The sequence below is a fragment of the Halorubrum sodomense genome (assembly GCF_900111935.1).
Taxonomy (GTDB): Archaea; Halobacteriota; Halobacteria; order Halobacteriales; family Haloferacaceae; genus Halorubrum; species Halorubrum sodomense.
In genome coordinates, this window is the sequence record NZ_FOYN01000002.1 from 471219 (window position 1) to 492161 (window position 20943).

Consider the following 20943-nt stretch of genomic DNA (forward strand, 5'->3'; position numbering starts at 1 on the left):
CCGACCATGACGCTCGTCTCCGGCACCCACGACGCGCACGGCGCGGTGTACCGCGACCGCGGCGGTCGCGAGGTGGTCGACCACTACGGGAAGCCCGTCCGCGTCGGGAAGGCGGTCCGCAAGGTCGCCGGCGTGATCGAGATGGGATACGGCGTCCTCGCCGTCAGGGGGGACGACCGCGTCGAGTTCGTCGACAACGCCGTCTCCAACCGCGTCCCGGCCGAGGACGGGGAAGGGACGTACGCCCTCCTGCTCGACCCGCAGGGCGGGATCGAGACGGACATGTACGTGTACAACGCCGACGAGCGACTGCTCGTCTTCCTCCCGCCGGAACGGGTCGAGTCGGTCGCCGCCGACTGGGCGGAGAACGTGTTCATCCAGGACGTCGAGATCGACGACGTCTCCGACGAGTTCGGCGTGTTCGGCGTCCACGGCCCCAAGTCGACCGAGAAGGTCGCCTCGGTCCTCGGCGGGCCGGGCGCGCCGGAGGGGCCGCTCTCGTTCGTCCGCGGGTCGATGGTCGACGCCGGCGTCACCGTGATCGCGACGGACGCGCCGCTGGGCGAGGAAGGGTACGAGATCGTCTGCGCCGCCGCCGACGCGAGCGACGTGTTCGACACGCTGATCAACCGCGGGCTCAACGCCACGCCGTTCGGCTACCGGACGTGGGACGCGCTCGCGACCGAGGCCGGCACGCCGCTCTTCGAGTACGAACTGGCGGGGACGGTCCCGAACGTCCTCGGCCTCCGGAACGCCCTCGACTTCGAGAAGGGGTGCTACGTCGGTCAGGAGGTCGTCTCGCGCGTGGAGAACCAGGGCCGACCGAGCCGGCGGCTCGCCGGCCTCGAACTCGACGCCCTCGCCGAGGCGGTGGCCGGCATCGACGCGGACGCGAACCCGAAGGGGATCGACGACGCGCTTCCGGCGTCCGGGGCGGCCGTCTTCGACGGCGACGAGGCGATCGGCGAGATCACTCGGACCGCGGTCGGCCCCGCGACCGACGTGCCGATCGCACTGGCGCTCGTCGCGTTCGACGCCGACCTCGGTCGGGTCACCGTGCGCGTCGACGGCGACGAGGTCGGCGCGACCGCCGTCGACCTCCCGTTCGTCGAGGGGAGCGCCGACTCCGCGCGGCTGCCGACGTATCCCGAGCCTCGGGCCTGAGACGGGCGGAAACCGGCGGACCCGTCCGAGAGCCCCTCACACCACGAAGTCGACCGCGGAGTAGACGCCGAACCCGAGCGTGAACGCGCCGACGAGCGACCCGATCCACGCGAGCACCGTGTACCCCATCTTCCTGCGGCTCACGCCGGCGTCGCCCGCGGCGTAGCCCGCGCCGACGATCGCGGAGACGATAATCTCGTTGAACGAGACGGGGATCCCGAAGGCGACGGCGGTCTGCGCGATCGCGAAGGAGGGAATGAGCGCCGAGATCGACCGCCGCGGGCCCATCGAGGCGTAGTCCTGCGAGATCGCCTTGATCATCCGCGGCGCGCCCGTCCACGACCCGGCCAACAGCCCGATCCCCCCGCCGACGAGCAGCGCCCACAGCGGGACCCCGACCTCGCTGAAGATCGGGACGAGGGGACCGATCGCGAGGCCCACCTGCGACCCCCCGGCGGAGAACGCGACGAGGCCGCCCATCGCCAGCAGGAACCGGCGCTGGGCGCCCTCGCGGTCCCGGCCGAGGTCCGCGTACACCGCGACGGTGACGAGCGCGGCGACCGCGAGACTCACCGCGGCCGGGCCCGCCGCGCCGATACCGAGCCCCGATCCGAGCGCGGTCGCGACCGAGGCCTGTTCTCCCGCGGGACCGAGCAGCGCGAACCCGACGTTCGCGAGGATCGCGCCGACGAGCCCGGCGAGCGCGGCGGTGAGCGGTCGTTGCGGAATCGCCTCGCCGGTAAGTCCGCGCGCGACGACGTACGCCACGCCCCCGCCGACGAACGGCGTGAGCACCCACAGCGTCATGATCTCGGCGTACTTCGGCCACGCCGGATCGCCGCCCATCGCGAGGCCGACGCCGACGACCGCGCCGGTGACGGTGAACGCCGTCGCGATCGGGTACCCGGCGAAGACGCCGACGGCGACCAGCGCGGCGGCCGTGACGAGCGCGACGATGGCCGCCGCGGCCGTGAGCGTCACCCCGCCGATCAGTTCGGTGCCGACCGCCTCCGTCACGTTCGCGCCCTGGAGTATCGCGCCGAGCAGTCCGAGGACGCCGACGATCAGGCCGGCGCGCATCACGGAGATCGCGTTCGCGCCGACAGCGGGGGCGAACGGGGTCGACCCCGACGATCCGGCGCCGATAGACCACGCCATGAAGAGGCTCGCGGCGGCGGCGACGAGCAGGGTCGCCGCGGTGGCGACGACCATCAGCTCCGCCCGTCGTTGTACCCCTCGTTCAGCCCCGTCACCGTCCGTCGGACGAGGAGGAACCCGAAGAAGAACAGCCCGAGAAGACCCACCAACAGGAGCACGAACAGCGGTTGGACCGGGAGCATACGCTCGAATCCGTCGGCACGCGGTTATAAGTTTCGAGGCGGGCGGACGCGCAATCCCCGGAGTCCCGCGGCGCTCGCTCGACTCGTTCGGTGACTAAAACGCTCCTTTGTCTCTCAGCCACGTATATGTTGTCAGCCGCGTTACGTACTGGTGCGACCCCCCGCTTCGGCCCTCACCCGATCGAACCCGCCGACCGACGCGCCGGCGGTCGGACTCGCGCCCGCTCCCTCCCCTGCCCGACTCCCCTCCGACCGATCGGCGCGACCGACCGCCGGCGACCGAACCCGCGCCGATCCGGGTCCGTCACCGCGCACACGATCGTCGGTCGCCCCGGCCGGACGCGGGGCGTCGCGTCCGGTTCCCGCTGACGCGGACGCCGACGCGCTCCGCCCGCTTCTCGTCGTGCCTCCCTCATCCGCTGTTCCCCCGTCCGCCGCTCTCTCGTCCGTCGCTCCGTTACTCGGCGTCGTCGCCCTCGATCCGGAACGTCTCGAAGGTCTCGCCCTCCGTCGTTACCAGTTTCCCGTCCACCCCGGTCTCGCCATCGCCTTCGACCGGGATCAGTTCCGCGTGGGCCGCGCGATTGCCTCGCGGCTGCGCGTGGCTGCCCGGGTTCAGTATCGGCAGGCCGCCCGAGTCGTCGAACCGCGGGCGATGGCTGTGGCCGCAGATCACGGCGTCGGCGTCGCGGCCGCGACCGAGCATGACGAGCCCGGTGTCGCCGCTGCGGTGGCGGTGCGTGACCGCGAACCGAACCCCGGCGTACTCGACGGTCCGCACCTCGGGGACCCGGTCGCGGATCGCCGCGTCGTCGTTGTTGCCGTAGACGGCCCGGAACTCGGCGGCGGCCGACCGGAAGGCGTTCAAGACGGGCTCGCGGTAGAAGTCGCCGGCGTGGACCACGAGGTCGGCCTCCCGGACCGCCTCCGCGGTCCGTCCCTGAAGCTTCGACTCCTCGCGTGCGTGCGTGTCGGAGACGACGACGAGCATACCGACCCTCCGCGCCGACGTGTTTTAAAAGCGTGCCTGCTACGGCGGCGTCGCCGGCGGCTCTGCCGCCGGCTGCCAGAGGCGCGTAGTGCCTCCCTGCGTGCCGACGAGCGCCCGGAGGGCGCGAGTCGCACGCGCGAGGGAGCGGTGAGCGCTCGGAGAGCGCGAACCGCGAGGCTGGGGAGGCGTGAGGCGCCGTTGCGGTGCCGTGTGGGGCGGGTCAGAGGGGCAGCCGCCCTCGCGGCTGGGGCTTTGGAAGTGTCCACCGTCGATCTGCTCTCACTCAGTTATAAACGAGCGGCTGAGGCTTTGGAAGCGTTCTCCGCCGATCCGCTACTAACTGTTTACAAAAGAACGAGCCGAGAGCCGGGACCAGCTTATTCGTCTAACGAAAGCGCCGCGAGCAGCGACTCCAGTTGGACCTGCTCGTTGGCGCCCTCGGCGATCCGGTAGTCGGCCTCACCGATGCGCTCCATGAGCCGTACCGCCTCGCGCTCGCTCAGGTCGAACTCCCAGACGGAGCGGTGGAGCTGGTCGATCACGTCGCCGCCGGCCATCCCCGTCTCCGTGAGCAGCGTGTCGAGGGTCGACCGCGCCCGCGCGAAGTCGCCGTTCAGCGCGTCGGTCACCATCGACTCGATCTCCTCCGGCCGAGCCGTCGCCGTGATCGCGTACACCGCCTCCTCGTCGACGACGTCGCCGGTCGTCGCCGCCGCCTGAAGCGAGTTGATCGCGCGGCGCATGTCGCCGTCGGCCGCGTAGACGAGGGCGTCGACGCCCGCGTCGGTCACCTCGATCTCCTCGGCGGCCGCGATCTCGCGGACCATCCCGCCGACCGCCTCGTCCGAGAGCGGCGAGAACCGGAAGACGGCGCAGCGCGACTGGATCGGGTCGATGATCTTCGACGAGTAGTTGCACGAGAGGATGAAGCGGGTGTTGTCGGAGAACTGCTCCATCGTGCGGCGGAGCGCTGCCTGTGCATCATCCGTGAGGCTGTCGGACTCGTCGAGAAACACGATCCGGAAGTCGCCGCCGAACGAGGAGCGCGCGAACCCCTTGATCCGGTCGCGGACGATGTCGATCCCGCGCTGGTCGGAGGCGTTCAGCTCTAAGAAGTTACCGCGCCAGTTGTCCTCGCCGTAGATCTCGCGGGCGATGGCGGTGGCCGCGGTCGTCTTCCCGACGCCCGCGGGCCCCGAGAACAGGAGGTGCGGCACGTCGTCCTGCGCGATGTAGCTCTGGAGCCGCTCGACGATCTCCTCTTGGCCGTGGATGTCGTCGAGCGTCTGCGGCCGGTACTTCTCGATCCAGATCTCCCGGCCGGTCGCGGTCGCAGCCGTCTGCTCGTCGGCCTCGCTCATTGCCCGATCGGAGGGTCGGCGGGGTGATAAACGAACCGAGACTCGGCCGGTCCGGCGGGGGCCTCCTCCGGCGCGGCGCGGGACCGGTTCGCCTACGCGAACTCGTCGATGAGTTCGGGCACCACGTCGAAGAGGTCACCGACGATCCCGTAGTCGGCGATGTCGAAGATCGGCGCGTTCGGGTCGGTGTTGATCGCGATTATCGTGTCCGAGCCCTTCATCCCGGCGACGTGTTGAACCGCGCCGGAGATGCCGACCGCGATGTACACGTCCGGCGTGACGACCTTCCCCGACTGGCCCACCTGCCGGTTCTTCGGCAGCCAGCCGTTGTCGACGATCGGCCGCGAGGCGGACAGCGTCGCGCCGAGCGCGTCCGCGAGCTCCTCGACGAGCTCGAGGTTCTCCTCCTCCTCGATGCCGCGGCCGACCGAGACGAGCACGTCGGCGTCCGCGATATCGACGTCGCCGCCGCCGACCTCCTCGAAGCCCGTGACGCGGGCGCCCGACTCGGGGAGGTCGACCTCGGCCGTCTCGACGGTCGCGTCCCCGACTCCCTCCGCGGGCGGCCACTCGCCGCCGCGGACCGTGAGGACGAACCGGTCGCCGGCGACGTCGACGGTCGTCTCGACCTTCGAGCCGTACATCTCGCGGGTGACGGTGAGCCCGTCGTCGTAGTCGAACCCGACCGCGTCGGTGACGATCGGGACGCCGAGCGCCTCCGCGAGGGCGGGCGCGTAGTCGAGCCCGTTGACGGAGTTCGGCAGCACCACCGCGCCGGCGTCGACCCGGTCCGCGAGCGTCGAAACGGCCGCCTGGTAGGCGTTGTGGTCGAACTCCTCGCCGTCGTCGACGGCGTGGATCGCGTCGACGCCCTCGCGGTTGAGCTCCTCCGCGAACCCGTCGACGTCGCCGCCGACGACGGCCACGTGGAGGTCGCCGCCGCGCGCGTCGGCGAGCTCCCGGCCGGCCGCGATCGCCTCGTACGTGACATCTCGGAGGTCTCCGCGGCGGTGTTCGGCGGCGACGAGCACGTCGGCCATCACGCGCCCACCCCCTTGTCGCGGAGGACCTCGGCAAGGCGCCCCGCAGACTCGCCGGCGTCGCCCTCGATGATCTCCGCGTCCGACTCGCTCTCCGGCTCGTACATCTCGGTGATCGTCAGCGCGCTCTCGACGTCCGCGGCGGTCAGGCCGAGGTCGTCGAGGTCCTTCGCGGCGATCTCCTTGCGCTGCGCCTGTCGGATCCCGCGGAGGCTCGCGTACCGGGGCTCGTTGAGCCCGGTCTGGACCGTCAGCACGGCCGGGAGGTCGACGTCGGTCAGCTCCTCGACGCCGCCCTCCAGCTCGCGGTGGACGTGCGCGATCCCTTCGTCCGCGTCGACGTCGAGGCGGTTGACGACCGCGGCGTGCTCGAAGCCGATCCGCTCCGCGAGCGCGACGCCCGTCGCGCCGAAGCCGGTGTCGGCGGCCTGGACGCCGCCGAGGACGAGGTCCGGCTCCTCCTCGTCGACGACCGCCTCGAACAGGTCGACCTTCGAGGCGACGTCCGCGAACGACCCCTCCAGCGCCTCGTCCCAGACGCGGACGGCGCGGTCGGCGCCCTTCGCGAGCGCCATCCGGATCGTCTCGTCTGCGCGCTCCGGGCCGACGGTGACGGTCACGACCTCGTCAGCGATCCCGGCCTCGGCCAGTTGGACGGCGGCCTCGACGGCGTAGTCGTCCCACTCGTTGAGGTCGTACTCGAGGTCGGAATCGACGATTTCGGTCCCCTCGATCGCGAAGTCGTCGTCCGCCTCCGCGACCTCCTTGACGGTCACCAGAACCTTCATGATCGATACTCGGGCGGTCGCCCTGTAATGGTTTTCGGAACTGGAGGCGGCGGGCGAACGGTTTCCGCCCCCGCCGGCCGACGATCGGGCCCGAAACCGATGGGTCGGCGTCCGCTTCGGATCTCGTCGCGCTCGACGGAGGGGACGGCCGGTCAGTCGCCGCGGCCGTCTCCGCCGTCGCGGTCGTCTCCGTCGTCGCCGCCCTCGTCGGGCAGCGAGATGAGGTTCTCGCGGCCGAGCCGGAGCTTCTCGACGCGGTCCTCGTCGGCCATCGCGGAGAGCAGCTGGGACACCTTCGCGTCCGACCAACCGGTCTCCGAGACGATGTCGGCCTGTCGCATCCGACCGCCGTTCTCGTCGAGGAGCCGCTCGACGCGCTCCTCGTCCGAGAGCAGCGAGAGGTCCGGCTCGTCGTCGCCGTCGCCGGGTCCGTCGGTCCCGTCGTCGCCGTCGTCGCTTCCCGGACCGCGGGCCGCGTCGGGGTCCTCCGTCGGGCCCCGCTCGGCGTCGCCCGTCGCCGCGTCGTCGCCGTTCGCGATCGGATCGCCGACGCCGTCCTCCCCGTCGTTGATCCGGCGGTACCCGACGACGCTCACGGCGACGAGGGACGCGGCGAGGACGATCACGGCCATCAGCATACCCCACGGGGGGCCCGCTCCGGCGGGGCCGTACACTATCCGCACGGGTTCGCCCCCTTCGAACGTCTGGGGGCCTTCGATGATCACGTCGCCGTCAGAGAGCTGCGTCACGGCGGTGCTCGGCGTTCCGGTGACGGTGTACCCCTCCGGCGTCGTCACCTCCAGCGTCTGGGCCGCTTCGAGGCTGCGCAGCCACGTCTCGTTGCCGGGCGTCGTCAACGCGTCGCCGAGGACGAGGCTCTCGCCGTCGCGCTCGAGGAACGCCGTCCAGGTGAACGTCAGCCGCAGTTCGCCGACCGCGGCCGCCTCCTCCGTGGCGACGTCGAACTCGGCGGGGTTCTCGTACACCTCGAACTCCCGCGAGACGTCCCGGATGGCCATCTGCCGGCCGACGTTACGGCCCGCCTGGCGGCGGAACCCCTCGAACAGCTCCGCGCTCGGACCGATCTCGCCGGCGCGGAAGCGCTCGCCGGCGGTCTCGAACGCGGCCGTCTCGTTTTCGTCCGCCAGCGAGTACCGCACCGCGACGGTCCAGTCGGCGCTGCGGTCGGGGTTCAGTTCGATCCGGATCCGCGTGGTCGACGGCGACGTGATGGCGTCGTCGGTCTGTCGTCGAACCGGTTCCGAGGGTGCTTCGATCGACTCGGGACCGACCGAGGCGTCGCCGCCGACCGAGGCGGTCGGCGGGATGTCGTCAGCGCCGGAGGGGGAGGGGGTCGTGCCCGCGCCGCCGACCGCGCCGCCGGCGCTCGCGACCAGTGCGAGCGCGAGGAGCGCGACCAAGAGCGCGCGAAGAGCGGGGTTCCGCATACGTCTCGGGTCACTCGCGCGCCGGGCAAAACGCTTTCCATCCGATACTTTTTGACGGGTCTCCAGCCGAATTTCTCGGCCGAACGGACCGGACGCGGTCGCGGACGCCGATCCGAATCGATTCCGTCGGTCGGCCGCAGTGGGTGGACTTTTTGTATCGCGGGCCAAACCCTCGGACGATGAGAGCCCTCCAGATCGCCGCGGTCACCGTCTTGCTGCTCGTGGCCCCGGTCGCCGGCGTCACCGCGCCCGGCGCCGTCTCACCGTCCGTCGACTCCCCGGCCGCCGATTCGACGCGGTCCGCCGGCTCGGCTCTCGGTACCGATCTACGGTCGCCGGTCGTCCCGTCGTCGCCGGTCGCCGGACAGACGATGCCCCAGATCGACCGAGCGAACCTCACGCTTCGGACGCTGTCGACGCCGCCGGGCGCGGAGACGCGAGTCAGTATGTACGCCCGCGGCCCAGATCTCGGGTCGTCGCTCGGGTTCGCGACCGCCGACGCCGACGCCGCCGTCGAGACCGCCGCGGTCGTCAGCCGGATCGAGCGCACCGAGACGAACGTGGAGCGGCAACAGCAGATCCTCGCGGAGATAAACCGCGTCGAGCGCGCGGAGGTGGCGCTCAACAGCCGTCAGGCGAACGCCTTCAGCGCGCACGCCGCCGGCGAGATCACCGACCGCGAACTGGTCGACAGGCTCGTCCGCGTGGCCGCGACCGCCCGCGAGTACGACGAGCGGCTCGACGAGATCGACGCGCTCGCCGAGGCGACCGACGACTTCAGTTCGCCCGCTCGGCTCGACGAGCTTCAGGTGGCCCTCCAGGTGTACTCGGGGCCGGTCCGCGACCACGCCCTCGCGATCGCCCGCGGGCAGTCCCCCCCGAACGACCTGTACGTCGCGTCGAGCCAACGAGCCGTCGTGCTCGCGACGATCGTCGACGGTCACTACGTCCGCGAGGTGTTCCGGACGGACCGCTGGGACCGCGGCGGCGGCCCCATTTCGAACAGCGAGGCGATCGAGATCACCGAGGCGGCCTACCCCGAGACGGCCGCGCTCCGCGAACCCGACGCCTTCGGCGCGGGCGCAGTTCACCGAATCACGATTCCGCACGAGATCGGCACGCTCCGCACCTTCGTCAGCGGCGGAACCGAGCAGGTGTTCGTCGAACACCAGCGGATCGACCTGTCCGCGTTCCCCGACAGCGAACCGGTGTCGGAGACCGGCGACGGGTTCAACGTCACCGTCGAGCGGACGTATCCCGGCGGTCCGGTGACCGTCACGGTCCGCGACGAGGAGACGGGCGAGCCCGTCTCCGACGTCATCGTCACCAAGTCGGTCGGGGACGGCGATAGCAGAACCATCGGGACGACCAACGACGCGGGCGTCGTCCGGACGCTCTCGCCGGCCGAGACGTACCGCATCACGGTCGTCGACGAGCCCCGCGTCCTCGTCGTCGGTGACATCGAACCCCTCCCGACGCCGAGGCCGGTCGGCGGCGGGTGACCGCCCGCCTCGGGTCGTCGCCGTCCGAGCCGTCGGTCCTCGGTCTGGATCCGTCCTCGGGTCGTCGACTGCGGGGTCGACCCTTTTAGGTAAAACCGACACAGTACCGCCGTGTCACTAGCTGTTCGTCGCGCCGATCGGGGGATTGCGCCGGTCGCGGGCGTGCTGTTGATCGCGATCACGGTCGTGTTGGCCGGCGGCGTCGCGACCGCCGCGCTCGGCGGTCCGAGTCCGACGGTACCGCCGTCGGCGGTGCTGTCGCTGTCGGCGACCGACGACCGGATCGCGATCGACCACCGCGGCGGCGACCCGATCGACGTCGCGGCCGTGACGATTCGCGTCAGCGTCGACGGCGAACCGCTCGACAGTCAGCCGCCCGTCCCGTTCTTCTCGGCCGCCGGCTTCCACCCCGGACCGACCGGTCCGTTCAACGCCGCCAGCGACGACACGTGGCGGGTCGGACAGACGGCGTCGTTCCGCGTCGCCGGGACCAACGACCCGACGCTCGCACCGGGGAAGACGGTCACGGTGAGGATCACGACCGACGGGCAGCCGGTCGCGACGCTGGAGACCTCCGTCGAAGCGGGGTGAGAACGCTCGCGGGCCGGACTCTCGATTTCGGCCGGGTCAGCCGCCGGTGCTCCTACTCGGCATCGACCGTCGAGGCGTCCGCGTCGGCGGCGGTCGACCCCGACTCGCCGTCCGTTCCGTCGCCGCCCGGGACCCGAGCGACGGTCGTGATCGCTCGCGGGCTCTGCGGCGTCGCCCGCTGGATGTGGTGTTCGAACTCCTCGTAGCCGGCCGCCTCGAACATCCGGTCGGCCTCGTCGGCGTCGTAGAACAGCATGATCGCGTCGGCCACCCGCTGGAGGACCGGGTTGTGCGGGTAGTCCGGACCGACGACGAGCACCTGCCCGCCGGGCACCGCGACGCGGCGGAGCTCGCGGAGCCCCTCGACCGGGTTGGGCCAGTACTCGATGGAGCCGGACGACCAGACGACGTCGAACGTGTCGTCGCGGAACGGGAGCCGCTCGGCGTCGCCGCGGTAGAAGTTCACCCGGTCGTGCCTCCCGAACTTCTCGAACGCCTTCTCCATCTGGTGGACGCTCTGGTCGAGGCCGTGAACGTCGTCGGCGTGTTCGAGCAGCCCCTCCGTGCCGAACCCGGTGCCGCAGCCGACGTCGAGCACCTTCGGGTCGTCGCCGAACTCCAGCCACGAGAGCGCCTCGGCGCGCATCTCCTCGGTCCAGTTGAAGCGGTTGACCCGGTCGTACACCTTCGAGAGGTACTTGTAGAAGATCCGGGCGTTGGACTTGTTCTCGAGGATCCCCATTTACCGGTTCCTTGGGTCGCCCGCCCCATAACGACACGGATCCGCGGGCGGTTCGGAGCGCTCCGACGCGCCGCTTCCGACCGGCTTTTCAGCCCGCCGCCCCACCGACGGGTATGGACCCGACGACGAGCGGCCGGTTCCGCGTCCACGACCGCCGCCGGCGGCCGGACATCGACGACGACACTGACGCGACCGCCGATTCCGCTGCGGTCGACGACGGCGGCGCTGCGGCCGCCGACTCCGCCCCGAGTGCCGCGGACCCCACCTCGGCCGCCGCCGACTCCGACGGCACCGCCGATGAGTTCGTCCTCGTCGAACTCGCGGACGGGCCGGTCGACCCGACCGATCCCGACGCCGCGGACCGATACGACCCCCTCTACGCCACCGCGGAGGGGTACGAGGGAGACCTCGCGGACGCCGTCGACGCGCTCCGCCCCGGCTTCGTCGTCGACGCGACGCTGGCGTGGACCGACGGCTCCGCCCGCTTCCGCGAGGTCGAGGTCGTCCGCGAGACGCGGTTCCGCTTCGCGGACGCCGTCGAAGGGATGTTCGAGGCGGCCGTCGAGACGTGGCGACAGATCCGCGCCGAGGGCGAGCCCGTCGGCTCGATCACGACCCGCTCGAACGACGGCGACCCCAACGGCGCGCTGTACCTCTTCGCCGACGCGCCCGGCGGCGACACCTTCGACGAGGTCCGCACGGGGCGGCTCCCGATCGAACCGCTCGTCGCCCGCGTGAACGATTCCCGAGACGACGACGACCCGCGAGAGGTGTTCGTGTTACGCCCCGCGGACCACGAGTTCGTCGCCGTCTACGTCGTCTTCGACCGCGACGGCGTCCTCGCGCAGACGGTCCGAGACACGTACGACCTCGGCCCCGGCCTCGCGGCGGGACTCGACGCGAGCTACCCGGGCGGCGGTGACGGCGACCCCCTCGTCTCCGACGGTTCGGACGGCCCGGGAGAGGACGACGAGTTGGACGGGGACGACGAGTTGGACGGGGACGACGAGTTGGACGGGGACGACGAGTTGGACGGGGACGACGATTTCGACGCGCTCGACCGGCTGTAGCCCGTCTCGTCGTCCCGCGACGCGCCGCCGCGCTACAGCCAGTCGGCGTCCGGGTCGACCCGGCCGTCCGGCGTCTCGCCGTTGAGAACGTCCGCCACGTCGGCCGCGCCGCTTCGGTTCAGGTCGTCTCTCGCCTCCTCGCTGTACCACGCCGCGTGCGGCGTGACGACCGTGTCGTCGCGGCCGACGAGCGGGTCGCCTTCGGGCGGCTCCTCGGCGAGGACGTCGAGGCCGGCGGCCTTTATCTCGTCCGCCGCCAGCGCGTCGAGCAGCGCGTCGGCGTCGACGACCGGGCCGCGGCTCACGTTGACGACGATCGAGTCCTCGCTCAGCCGCGCCAACGCGTCGGCGTCCACGAGTCCCCGCGTCGCGTCCGTCAGGGGCGCGTAGACGCCGACGTGGTCGGCGCGGTCGAACAGCGTCTCGAAGCCGACCTTCTCGACACCGTATTCGGCCATTTCGTCGCCGTCGACGAAGGGATCGTACGCGACGAGGTCGGCGTCGAACCCCGAGAGCTGCTCGGCCGCGCGCCGCGCGATGGGGCCGAACGAGAGCAGTCCGATCGTCGACGCGCTCACGCGTCGGATCGGGCGACCGGTCTCCCAGCTCCACCCGCCGCCGGCGACGGCGTCGTCGTACGGTTTCAACGAGCGGAGGCAGGCGAAGAGCAGCGAGACGGAGTGGGTCGCCACCTCGTCGGTACAGTAGTCGGGGACGCGAGTGACGGTGACGCCGCGCTCCGCGGCCGCCGCGACGTCGACGTTGTCGACGCCGACGGCCGAGCGAACGACGACCCGGAGGTCCGTGGCGTCGAGGGCTTCCTCGGTGACGGGCGTGTTGATGTCGGTGACGACCGCGTCGGCGCCGGTCGCCGCCTCGATCAGCCGCTCGGTCGACCCCAGCTCCGCGACCTCGATGTCGACCGGCTCGTCGACCGCGTCGGCCAGGACCTCGCGGTACGTCTCCGGGTCTATCATCGGGAACGCCGACAGCACGACTCTGGGCATACGTCCTCCTTCTCCGTCGCTCCACTTGACGGCTGTCACTGACGCTGTCAGGCCCTCGTACGTCCGTTTCGATCGTGATGGATGTCGTTCCGCGCGTCGCGTTCCGATGGCTCTTTGCGGTCACCGGCCGTAGGCGTCTCCGTGAGCGACGAGCGTTCGAAACCCCCGATGCTGGTCCTGTTGGAGTCGCTGTCGTTTTACCGCAACGTTCGGATCGGGGCGGCGGTCGGCGCGCTGCTCGCGGTCCTGTTGTACCTCGTCAGGACCCTGGAGCTGCTCGGGCCGGTGATTGACACGCGCGAGTACCCCCTGTTCGGACCGGACGTCTGGTTCCTCCTGCTGGCGTTCGTGCTGGCGGCCACGTCGGCGCTGTCGGTCGCCGTCGGCCTCACGGTCGTGACGGCGGCCCGCGGTGCTCGCGGAGACGGGGCGGAGCGCCCCGAGTGACGGATAGGCGGCGCTCGGCGTCGTCGGTACGGGCGGCCGAAAGCGGAAGCCGTCCGAACGACCGGCGGCCGAGCCTCAGTCGGCGGTACAGGAGGCTTCGCTCTCGTCGGCCGTGAACTCCTGTGCCGGCTCCGTGAGCTTGTAGAGGTTCTGCCTGGCGTCCGCGAAGTAGACGTCCTCGTCGACGACATCGATCCCCTCGAGCCGTTCGAGCGCGTATCGGACGGTGCGTGCCGACAGCATCGACTCCTGGACGATCCCCTTCTGGGTCAGCGGTCCGTTGTACTCGAGCACCTTGAAGACCAGTTTGGCGCTCGGCGGGAGGTCGTCGAGGCCCTCCGTTTGGGTTGCTTCCATCGTTACGAATCGAAACCGCACACGCTCATAAATGTTGATGGAGCATTCCCGCTAGAACGCCGTTTACCGGATGTATATTCCGCATCTGACGACGAAATCCGCCCAAAGGCGGCAAAAAAATCTCCTTTTACCCCGCTGGACTGACTAGTCAGTCAGCGATTTCGCTCGCGCGCGCTCCGACGGCGGCGTTCGTCGCGTCGGATCGACGAGGGGTGCCGGCTCTCCGAGGCGGTCCCCCCTCGCACCCGACGGCCGGAACGAACGGCTTTTCACGGGCGCTCGCGGATCCGAACGCATGAGCGACGACTCGGGCCTGTCCGACCACGCGCGCGGCGTGGTCGTCACGACAATCTGCTGTCTCGCCGGGATCGCGGCCGGCGTCGTCTCGGCCGTCTACGTCGGCACCGATCCGGCGTCCGCCGCGAGCACCACCGCGGTGTTCGTGCTGGGCGCGTTCGTCATCGTCCAGTACCCGGTGTACAAGGCGATCGGCGTCGGCGACCTCGGGATCAAGGACAACCTCTACGTGGCGTTCCTCACGTTCACCCTCTGGTTTATCAGCTACACCGTCCTGCTGACGTCCGCCGTCGACCTGGGGGTCTGAGATGGCCGACGACAGCATCGCGGTCGTGGACCTCGAGCGGTGCCAGCCCGACCGCTGTAACTACGAGTGTATGAAGGACTGCCCGCCGAACCGGACGGGCAAGGAGTGTATCACGGAGCGGGGGGAGGACGCCGAGGAGGGCGACCCCGACCAGATCCACATCTCCGAGGAGATCTGCTTGGGCGAGACGTGTGGCATCTGCGTCAACTCCTGTCCCTTCGACGCGATCGAGATCATCAACCTCCCCTCCGAACTCGACGACGACCCGGTCCACCGCTACGGCGACAACGCCTTCTCGCTGTACGGCCTCCCGACGCCGGAGCCGGGCAGCGTCACCGGCATCCTCGGGCCGAACGGCATCGGGAAATCGACCGCGGTCCACGCGCTCGCGGGCGAGACGGTCCCGAACCTCGGTGACCACACCGCCGACGGCGACTGGGAGCGCGTCCTCGATCGCTTCCGCGGTACCGGCCTCCAGAACTACCTCGAATCGCTGAAGGCGGGCGACGTGACCGTCGCGCGCAAGCCCCAGTACGTCGACCAGATCCCGAACCAGTTCGACGGTAACACCCGCGAGCTGCTGGAGCGGACGGACGAGCGCGGCGCGCTCGACGACCTCGTCGACCGGCTCAACATCCGGCCGGTGATGGACCAGGACATCGACTCCATCTCCGGCGGCGAGCTCCAGCGCGTCGCCATCGCGGCGTGCCTCGCCCGCGACGCCGACTTCTACTTCCTCGACGAGATCACGCCGTACCTCGACATCGGCCAGCGGATGACCGTCGCGCGGCTCATCCGCGAGCTCGCTGACGACGACGCCGCCGACCGGTCGATGCTCGTCGTCGAACACGACCTCGCCATCCTCGACCTGCTGGCGGACACCCTCCACGTCGCGTACGGGGAGCCGGGCGCCTACGGGGTCATCACCGACCCGAAGTCCGTCCGGAAGGGCATCAACGAGTACCTGAAGGGGTACCTCGACAACGAGAACATGCGGATCCGGCCGTCGGCGATCACCTTCGAGGAGCACGCGCCGCGGGTCGCCTCGCGGAGCCAGACGCTGATCGAGTACCCCGACCTCCGGAAGTCCTACGGCGACGGCGAGTTCGAGCTCCACGTCGAGGGCGGCGAGATCAACCGCTCCGAGGTGCTCGGCGTCGTCGGTCCGAACGGGATCGGGAAGTCGACGCTCGCGCAGCTGTTCACGGGTGACCTGGAGCCGGACGAGGGCGCGCTCGACTTCGCGCTCGACATCTCCTACAAGCCGCAGTACATCGACATCGACCAGCACATGCGGGTCGACGCGTTCCTCTCTTCGATCACCGACGAGTTCGGCACCTCGTACTGGAACACGGAGATCGCCCAGCCCCTCCAGCTGGAGCGCGTGATGGAACAGAACCTCTCGGACCTCTCGGGCGGAGAGCGCCAGCGCGTCGCCATCGCGGCGTGCCTCTCCGACGACGCCGACCTCTACCTGCTCGACGAGCCCTCCGCGCACCTCGACGTGGAACAGCGCGTGCGGGCGACGACCGCGATCCGCCGGTACGCCGAGAACCACGACGCGACGGTGATGGTGATCGACCACGACATCTACATGATCGACCTCCTCGCGGACCGCCTGATGGTGTTCGACGGCGAGCCGGCCGAGCGCGGGCGCGCCGCGCCGCCGCAGGACATGCGCGACGGGATGAACGAGTTCCTCGCCGACCTGGAGATCACCTTCCGGCGCGACGAGCGCACCGGGCGCCCCCGGATCAACAAGCCGGGGTCGCAGCTCGACAGCCAGCAGAAGCGCGACGGCGAGTACTACTACTCCTCCTGAGCCGGCTTCCGGTCCGGCCTCCGCCTCCTCCCCGGCGGTCTCCTCCGCCTCGCCGCTACCCCGAGCTTTTCCTCGCCCGCCGCCGGACGCCCCGCCATGCCAGAGACGGACGCCGACCTGTTCGGCATGACCTGGGAGGACGCCGGAGACGCGATCGACGGCGCCGACTTCGCGGTCCTCCCGACCGGTAGCACCGAGCAGCACGGCCCGCACCTCCCGGTGTCGACCGACACGCTCCGCGCGGACCACCTCACCGCCGAGCTGGTCGACGCGGCCGACGAGTTCGACCTCGACCTGTTGCGGCTCCCGACGCTGCCGTACGGCCAGTCGGAACACCACATGCGGTTCCCGGGGACCGTCACCCTCTCGACGGAGACGTACGTCGACGTGGTCCGCGAGATCGGCGAGTCGGTCGCCGAACACGGCGTCGACCGACTGCTGATCGTGAACTGCCACGGCGGGAACCGGGAGCCCCTGTCGATCGCCGCCGACCGGCTCGGCCGCGACACCGATCTCACGGTCCATTTCGTCCACTGGACCGACTTTGTGGCGGAGGACCTCGAGGAGGCGTACGGCGAGGGGTGGGGTCACGCCGGCGACCACGAGACGAGCTTCGTGGAGCTGTACCGCCCGGACCTCGTCCGGACGGAGCAGAAGGAGCCGCAGGAGGCCGCGGAGATGCCTCGGACCCGGAGCTACGAGTACTTCGACGAGGTGACCGAACTGGGCGGACTCGGCGATCCGACGAACAGCGACCCCGACGCGCTCGAACCGATCGTCGCCGCGACGACGCGAGAGATCCTCGGCGCGCTCGTCGAGGACTTAGACGCGGGCTGGTGAGGGCGCCGCCGCGATCCGATCCGCGGTATCGAAGCGATTAAGCCCGGAACACGCGAACCCCGGCACATGCAACACCTCATCATCCGCGGCGACCCCGACATACGGAAGGACGCGGTGATCGAGCACGACGGCGAGGAGCTGGTCTGTTTCGGCATCAACGTTCAGGGCGGCTGGCACGGCCCGGACGAACCGCAGCTCTGGTGTACGGTCGGCACCGAAGACGAGCGCGAGGCCTACGACAAACGCGAGTACGTCCCCCACTGGCTCGACGTCGAGACGGTCGACGCCGAGGACCTCGACGTGATCAAAGCGAAGGGCGACCTCTCCGTTTAACCCCGCGACCGGTCTTTTCGAGCCCTCCTACCCGTCCACCGGCGGGTCCGCAAGCCACGCCTCGATGGCGCCGGCCATCGCGCCGCGCCGGTGGATAGTCCCCGAGTCGGGGTCGACGACCGTGCTCTCCGTGCCGGGCGCCTCCCCGCCGTCGATCACGGCGGCGACTCCCTCGCGGATCCGGTCGCTGAGTTCGCTCGGGTCCGTGACGCTGCCGGTGCCGGAGACGTTGGCGCTCGTCGCGGTGAGCGGACCGGTCTCGCTCAGGAGCGCCCGCGCGAGGTCGTGGTCCGGCACCCGGATCCCGACGCGGTCGCGGCCGGCGGTGAGCGCGTCCGGCACCCGATCGCCGCGCTCGACGACGACGGTCACCGGCCCCGGGAGGAACGCGCGGGCGAAGGCGACGGTCAGCTCCGTCGGTCGAGTGTAGCGGAGCACGGCGTCGACGCTCGCGACGCCGAGCGAGAGGGGTTTCGACCGGTCGCGGCCCTTCAGGTCGAAGACGCGTTCGACGGCGTCGGAATCGAGCGCGTCGGCGCCGAGCCCGTACACCGTCTCGGTCGGATAGACCACGGGGTCGCCGCGCTCGACGGCGGCGGCCGCCGCGCGCAGCTCGTCGGATCGGTCCGGCCGGTCGTCGCTCGTGTCGGCGGTCACGCGCGTTCGTTCGGCGCCGAGTTGAAAAAGGGTGACGAGTGTGTGCGCGTCAATCGGTGAGCCCGACTCCGCTCAGTCGACGAGGTCCGCGACCGCGTCGTCGATCGTCTCGGCGTCGGGGAACTCGGGGTGTTCGCTCGCGACCCACGCGTGTTCGACGGTGCGGTCGGCGCCGAGGAGGAACACGGCCGGACGGCTCTCCGTGATCCCGGTCATCCCGTCGATGTCCTGTGCGAGGCCGTACTCCTCGATCACGTCCGCGCACGGGTCGGAGAAGATCCGGACGCCGTCGCCGCGGTCGGCGAGCAGGCGCTTGTGGGCGTACGGCGTCGAGATCGAGACGCCGAGCACGTCGACGTCGTCGCTCCACCCGTGGTCGTCGACCGTGTTGTAGAGGTACGTCCCCTGGAAGGCGCCGTCCATCGGGTGGAACAGCAGGAGCGTCGGCCCGTCGACGACGTCGGCCAGCGCGCGGTCCTCCCAGTACTCTCCGTTCACCAGGGGGCGGGTGAAGTCTGGCGCCGTGTCGCCCTCGGCGACGTGGTCGGTCTCGGGCAGGGAGACGACGTCGAAGTCGGGCATCTCAGGCACCTCCCTCGGCGTCGACTGCGCGGCCCCCGTCGGTCGCCGCGTCGTCGACTGCGCGGCCCCCGTCGGTCGCCGCGTCGCCGTACGTTCCCTTCAGGTACTCGACGATGTTCGCGCTCTCGGACATGGTGACGCCGGTCTCCCGGTCGACGATCGCCGGCACGCTCCGGGCGCCGGAGACGCGCTTGACGACGTTGCGCTCGGAGTGCATCGGTTCGACGTACCGGGAGCGGTACTCGAGGTCCAGTTCGTTCAGCGTCCGGACCACGCGCTCGCAGTACGGGCACGCCTGAAGCCGGTACAGGGTGATCTGTGGCTCGCTCATACGTCTCGATTCGCCCGCGAGACGGGTAATCGTGTCGGCAGCGGCACCCTCGAACGCGGCGCGTCCGGGCGACCGTCGGAACGCGCCGCTCGGCGACCGCGAAGGGACGCGCCGCGGGTACTCGAAGGGAACGCTTTAATCGCGGGCCGACGGAAGACAAACGAACATGGGCTTGTCGTCTACTGCGCCGCTGGTCGACGTCCTCCAGGTACCGATGCCGGGTGACAGGGTCATCACCCTCCTCGGCGTCGTCGCGATCCTGCTTTTAGTCGGGCTCTCGGCGTTCTTCTCCTCGTCCGAGATCGCGATGTTCTCGCTGCCGCAACACCGCATCGACAGCCTCGTCGACGAGGGGGTGACGGGCGCGAAGACGATCAGCGACATGAAACAGAACCCCCACCGCCTGCTGGTGACGATCCTCGTCGGCAACAACATCGTCAACGTGGCGATGACCTCCATCGCCACCGCGCTGTTCGGGATCTACCTCTCCCGCGGCCAGTCGGTGCTGGCGACGACGTTCGGCATCACGACGCTCGTACTGATCTTCGGGGAGAGCGCGCCCAAGTCGTACGCCGTCGAGCACACCGAGTCGTGGGCGCTCCGGATCGCTCGCCCGCTGAAGGCCTCCGAGTACGCGCTGTACCCGCTCGTCGTCCTCTTCGATTACATCGTGAAGGGCGTCAACGCGGTCATCGGCGGCTCGGCGGCGATCGAGTCGACGTACGTCACCCGCGACGAGATCCAGAACATCATCGAGACGGGCGAGCGCGAAGGGGTCATCGAAGAGGAGGAGCGGGAGATGCTCGACCGCATCTTCCGGTTCAACAACACCATCGCCAAGGAGGTGATGACGCCGCGACTGGACGTCACGGCGGTCGCGAAGGAGGACTCCGTCGAGGAGGCGATCGAGACGTGTATCCAGGCCGACCACGAGCGCGTCCCCGTCTACGAGGGGAACCTCGACAACATCATCGGGGTAGTCACCGTGCGCGACCTGGTCCGCGAACTCCGCTACTCCGAGGGGACGCCCTCCTTAGAGCGGGTGGTCAAGCCCACCCTCCACGTCCCCGAGTCGAAGAACGCTGACGAGCTGCTCGCGGAGATGCAGGACAACCGCCTCCAGATGGTGACGGTGATCGACGAGTTCGGCACCACCGAGGGGATCATCACCCTCGAAGACATGGTCGAGGAGATCGTCGGCGAAATCTTAGAGGGCGACGAGGAGGCGCCGGTGGAGTTCGTCGACGACAACGTCGCCGTCGTTCAAGGCGAGGTGAACATCGACGAGGTCAACGAGATCCTCGGGATCGACCTCCCCGAGGGCGAGGAGTTCGAGACGCTCGCCGGCTTCGTGTTCAACCGCGCCGGGCGCCTCGTCGAGGAGGGGGAGGAGATCGAGTTCGACCAGATCCGGATCCGCATCGAGCGCGTCGACAACACCCGGATCATGTCCGCTCGCGTCACCGTCCTCGACGGCGTCGGCGCGGCGGACGACTCGAGCGCTCCGGTGGAGTCGGTCGATTCGACCGACGAGGGCGGCTCCGTCGAGGCGGACGGCGACGGCGCCCCGGCCCGGAACGACGTGGAATAGGACGCGGAACACGACGTTTTTGAGGCGGAGCGATCGTTCATAAATTCTGACGGCGGATCGGCTACGGACCCTTCGGGTCCCGCACCGCACGGCACCTCACGCCTCCCCAGCCTCGTCGCTGGCGCCGCCGGCGCCAGCGACTCCCTCGCGCGTGCTCTCGCCGGCGGCGAAGCCGCCGGCTGTCAGAGAGACCTCCGGTCTCTCGCTACTCGCGCCCGCTGGGCGCTCGGAGGCACGCGCCACCGCGTGATTCCTCCCGGATAGTCGCAATCGGGTAGTTCGGCCGCCCGCGAGCCGCTCCGCAGCCCGACCGTTCGTGTGTCCGTGAGCCGGTT

Annotated in this window: 22 protein-coding genes and 1 pseudogene; 10 read left to right on the forward strand and 13 right to left on the reverse strand. The window is 70.2% G+C overall.

Annotated elements, in window-relative coordinates:
• Positions 1-6 precede the first annotated feature (6 nt).
• Entirely contained in the window at positions 7-1164 is a 1158-nt protein-coding gene (gene ygfZ, locus BM286_RS07230; RefSeq protein ID WP_092920895.1) for a CAF17-like 4Fe-4S cluster assembly/insertion protein YgfZ, read from the forward strand.
• A 36-nt stretch (positions 1165-1200) separates the two neighbouring features.
• Here the strand turns inward: ygfZ and BM286_RS07235 are convergent, their stop codons facing one another.
• The 7 genes and pseudogenes from BM286_RS07235 to BM286_RS07260 form a co-directional block, all read right to left on the reverse strand.
• Positions 1201-2376, reverse strand: coding sequence for an inorganic phosphate transporter (locus tag BM286_RS07235; protein ID WP_092920896.1), 1176 nt, complete (start codon positions 2374-2376; stop codon positions 1201-1203).
• Positions 2376-2507 (reverse strand): annotated as a pseudogene (locus BM286_RS15920) (DUF7859 family protein); the annotation flags it as partial. The pseudogene BM286_RS15920 and the gene BM286_RS07235, both read right to left, overlap by 1 nt.
• Positions 2508-2961: 454 nt before the next feature.
• Positions 2962-3495: a metallophosphoesterase gene (locus BM286_RS07240; protein WP_092920897.1), complete on the reverse strand. Its 534-nt coding sequence runs from the start codon at positions 3493-3495 to the stop codon at positions 2962-2964.
• Between the two features lie 377 nt (positions 3496-3872).
• Positions 3873-4856, reverse strand: a complete 984-nt coding sequence (locus tag BM286_RS07245) for a replication factor C small subunit (RefSeq protein ID WP_092920898.1) — start codon at positions 4854-4856, stop codon at positions 3873-3875.
• 92 nt (positions 4857-4948) lie between these two features.
• On the reverse strand, positions 4949-5896 hold the full coding sequence (locus BM286_RS07250) for an electron transfer flavoprotein subunit alpha/FixB family protein (protein WP_092920899.1): 948 nt from the start codon (positions 5894-5896) through the stop codon (positions 4949-4951).
• Positions 5896-6684 carry an electron transfer flavoprotein subunit beta/FixA family protein gene (locus BM286_RS07255; protein ID WP_092920900.1) on the reverse strand — a complete coding sequence of 263 codons (789 nt, stop codon included), beginning with the start codon at positions 6682-6684 and terminating at the stop codon, positions 5896-5898. Before BM286_RS07255 ends, BM286_RS07250 begins: the two co-directional genes overlap by 1 nt.
• Before the next feature lie 152 nt (positions 6685-6836).
• A complete protein-coding gene (locus tag BM286_RS07260) occupies positions 6837-8132 on the reverse strand; it encodes a helix-turn-helix transcriptional regulator (RefSeq protein ID WP_092920901.1) in 1296 nt (431 codons plus the stop codon).
• Positions 8133-8311: 179 nt separating this feature from the next.
• On the opposite strand from BM286_RS07260, the gene BM286_RS07265 reads away from it, so the two are divergent.
• Both BM286_RS07265 and BM286_RS07270 read left to right on the forward strand, forming a co-directional pair.
• Positions 8312-9634, forward strand: a complete 1323-nt coding sequence (locus BM286_RS07265; protein ID WP_092920902.1) for a DUF7094 domain-containing protein — start codon at positions 8312-8314, stop codon at positions 9632-9634.
• 144 nt (positions 9635-9778) lie between these two features.
• Entirely contained in the window at positions 9779-10225 is a 447-nt protein-coding gene (locus BM286_RS07270) for a type IV pilin (RefSeq protein WP_092921349.1), read from the forward strand.
• 52 nt (positions 10226-10277) lie between these two features.
• Here BM286_RS07270 and BM286_RS07275 read toward each other — a convergent pair whose 3' ends face one another.
• A complete protein-coding gene (locus BM286_RS07275; protein WP_092920903.1) occupies positions 10278-10967 on the reverse strand; it encodes a methyltransferase domain-containing protein in 690 nt (229 codons plus the stop codon).
• 113 nt (positions 10968-11080) lie between these two features.
• Between BM286_RS07275 and BM286_RS07280 the strand changes: the two genes are divergently transcribed.
• Positions 11081-12037 (forward strand): DUF6663 family protein, encoded by a 957-nt coding sequence (locus tag BM286_RS07280; protein WP_092920904.1) that lies wholly within the window; start codon positions 11081-11083, stop codon positions 12035-12037.
• 32 nt (positions 12038-12069) lie between these two features.
• On the opposite strand, the gene BM286_RS07285 is transcribed toward BM286_RS07280, so the two are convergent.
• Complete coding sequence (locus BM286_RS07285; RefSeq protein ID WP_092920905.1) at positions 12070-13044, reverse strand: C-terminal binding protein; 975 nt, start codon at positions 13042-13044, stop codon at positions 12070-12072.
• Positions 13045-13185: 141 nt separating this feature from the next.
• On the opposite strand from BM286_RS07285, the gene BM286_RS07290 reads away from it, so the two are divergent.
• Positions 13186-13491 carry a DUF7536 family protein gene (locus BM286_RS07290; RefSeq protein ID WP_449272174.1) on the forward strand — a complete coding sequence of 102 codons (306 nt, stop codon included), beginning with the start codon at positions 13186-13188 and terminating at the stop codon, positions 13489-13491.
• 75 nt (positions 13492-13566) lie between these two features.
• Here the strand turns inward: BM286_RS07290 and BM286_RS07295 are convergent, their stop codons facing one another.
• A complete protein-coding gene (locus tag BM286_RS07295; RefSeq protein ID WP_092920906.1) occupies positions 13567-13848 on the reverse strand; it encodes a MarR family transcriptional regulator in 282 nt (93 codons plus the stop codon).
• Positions 13849-14143: 295 nt separating this feature from the next.
• On the opposite strand from BM286_RS07295, the gene BM286_RS07300 reads away from it, so the two are divergent.
• From BM286_RS07300 to BM286_RS07315, 4 genes are all read left to right on the forward strand, one after another.
• A complete protein-coding gene (locus tag BM286_RS07300; protein ID WP_092920907.1) occupies positions 14144-14452 on the forward strand; it encodes an EMC6-like membrane protein in 309 nt (102 codons plus the stop codon).
• Between the two features lies 1 nt (position 14453).
• Entirely contained in the window at positions 14454-16274 is a 1821-nt protein-coding gene (locus tag BM286_RS07305; protein ID WP_092920908.1) for a ribosome biogenesis/translation initiation ATPase RLI, read from the forward strand.
• Between the two features lie 96 nt (positions 16275-16370).
• Complete coding sequence (locus BM286_RS07310) at positions 16371-17114, forward strand: creatininase family protein (RefSeq protein ID WP_092920909.1); 744 nt, start codon at positions 16371-16373, stop codon at positions 17112-17114.
• 66 nt (positions 17115-17180) lie between these two features.
• Entirely contained in the window at positions 17181-17447 is a 267-nt protein-coding gene (locus BM286_RS07315) for an HAH_0734 family protein (RefSeq protein ID WP_092920910.1), read from the forward strand.
• A gap of 27 nt (positions 17448-17474) precedes the next feature.
• Here BM286_RS07315 and BM286_RS07320 read toward each other — a convergent pair whose 3' ends face one another.
• The 3 genes from BM286_RS07320 to BM286_RS07330 form a co-directional block, all read right to left on the reverse strand.
• The gene (locus BM286_RS07320) at positions 17475-18104 is read right to left on the reverse strand and encodes an L-threonylcarbamoyladenylate synthase (protein ID WP_092920911.1); all 630 of its coding nucleotides are present in this window, start codon (positions 18102-18104) and stop codon (positions 17475-17477) included.
• A gap of 72 nt (positions 18105-18176) precedes the next feature.
• Entirely contained in the window at positions 18177-18686 is a 510-nt protein-coding gene (locus BM286_RS07325) for a redoxin domain-containing protein (RefSeq protein WP_092920912.1), read from the reverse strand.
• 1 nt (position 18687) lies between these two features.
• A complete protein-coding gene (locus tag BM286_RS07330) occupies positions 18688-19017 on the reverse strand; it encodes a glutathione S-transferase N-terminal domain-containing protein (RefSeq protein WP_092920913.1) in 330 nt (109 codons plus the stop codon).
• 166 nt (positions 19018-19183) lie between these two features.
• Between BM286_RS07330 and BM286_RS07335 the strand changes: the two genes are divergently transcribed.
• Positions 19184-20608: a hemolysin family protein gene (locus tag BM286_RS07335; protein ID WP_092920914.1), complete on the forward strand. Its 1425-nt coding sequence runs from the start codon at positions 19184-19186 to the stop codon at positions 20606-20608.
• Positions 20609-20943: the final 335 nt, after the last annotated feature.

What these genes read in the sequence shown, in the direction of transcription:
- BM286_RS07280 (WP_092920904.1), top strand. Translation starts at nt 11,081, where the DNA reads ATGGACCCGACGACGAGCGGCCGGTTCCGCGTCCACGACCGCCGCCGG.
- ygfZ (WP_092920895.1), top strand. Translation starts at nt 7, where the DNA reads ATGACGCTCGTCTCCGGCACCCACGACGCGCACGGCGCGGTGTACCGC.
- BM286_RS07275 (WP_092920903.1), bottom strand. Translation starts at nt 10,967, where the DNA reads ATGGGGATCCTCGAGAACAAGTCCAACGCCCGGATCTTCTACAAGTAC.
- BM286_RS07240 (WP_092920897.1), bottom strand. Translation starts at nt 3,495, where the DNA reads ATGCTCGTCGTCGTCTCCGACACGCACGCACGCGAGGAGTCGAAGCTT.
- BM286_RS07235 (WP_092920896.1), bottom strand. Translation starts at nt 2,376, where the DNA reads ATGGTCGTCGCCACCGCGGCGACCCTGCTCGTCGCCGCCGCCGCGAGC.
- BM286_RS07265 (WP_092920902.1), top strand. Translation starts at nt 8,312, where the DNA reads ATGAGAGCCCTCCAGATCGCCGCGGTCACCGTCTTGCTGCTCGTGGCC.
- BM286_RS07300 (WP_092920907.1), top strand. Translation starts at nt 14,144, where the DNA reads ATGAGCGACGACTCGGGCCTGTCCGACCACGCGCGCGGCGTGGTCGTC.
- BM286_RS07325 (WP_092920912.1), bottom strand. Translation starts at nt 18,686, where the DNA reads ATGCCCGACTTCGACGTCGTCTCCCTGCCCGAGACCGACCACGTCGCC.
- BM286_RS07255 (WP_092920900.1), bottom strand. Translation starts at nt 6,684, where the DNA reads ATGAAGGTTCTGGTGACCGTCAAGGAGGTCGCGGAGGCGGACGACGAC.
- BM286_RS07315 (WP_092920910.1), top strand. Translation starts at nt 17,181, where the DNA reads ATGCAACACCTCATCATCCGCGGCGACCCCGACATACGGAAGGACGCG.
- BM286_RS07305 (WP_092920908.1), top strand. Translation starts at nt 14,454, where the DNA reads ATGGCCGACGACAGCATCGCGGTCGTGGACCTCGAGCGGTGCCAGCCC.
- BM286_RS07335 (WP_092920914.1), top strand. Translation starts at nt 19,184, where the DNA reads ATGGGCTTGTCGTCTACTGCGCCGCTGGTCGACGTCCTCCAGGTACCG.
- BM286_RS07260 (WP_092920901.1), bottom strand. Translation starts at nt 8,132, where the DNA reads ATGCGGAACCCCGCTCTTCGCGCGCTCTTGGTCGCGCTCCTCGCGCTC.
- BM286_RS07330 (WP_092920913.1), bottom strand. Translation starts at nt 19,017, where the DNA reads ATGAGCGAGCCACAGATCACCCTGTACCGGCTTCAGGCGTGCCCGTAC.
- BM286_RS07295 (WP_092920906.1), bottom strand. Translation starts at nt 13,848, where the DNA reads ATGGAAGCAACCCAAACGGAGGGCCTCGACGACCTCCCGCCGAGCGCC.
- BM286_RS07250 (WP_092920899.1), bottom strand. Translation starts at nt 5,896, where the DNA reads ATGGCCGACGTGCTCGTCGCCGCCGAACACCGCCGCGGAGACCTCCGA.
- BM286_RS07285 (WP_092920905.1), bottom strand. Translation starts at nt 13,044, where the DNA reads ATGCCCAGAGTCGTGCTGTCGGCGTTCCCGATGATAGACCCGGAGACG.
- BM286_RS07245 (WP_092920898.1), bottom strand. Translation starts at nt 4,856, where the DNA reads ATGAGCGAGGCCGACGAGCAGACGGCTGCGACCGCGACCGGCCGGGAG.
- BM286_RS07310 (WP_092920909.1), top strand. Translation starts at nt 16,371, where the DNA reads ATGCCAGAGACGGACGCCGACCTGTTCGGCATGACCTGGGAGGACGCC.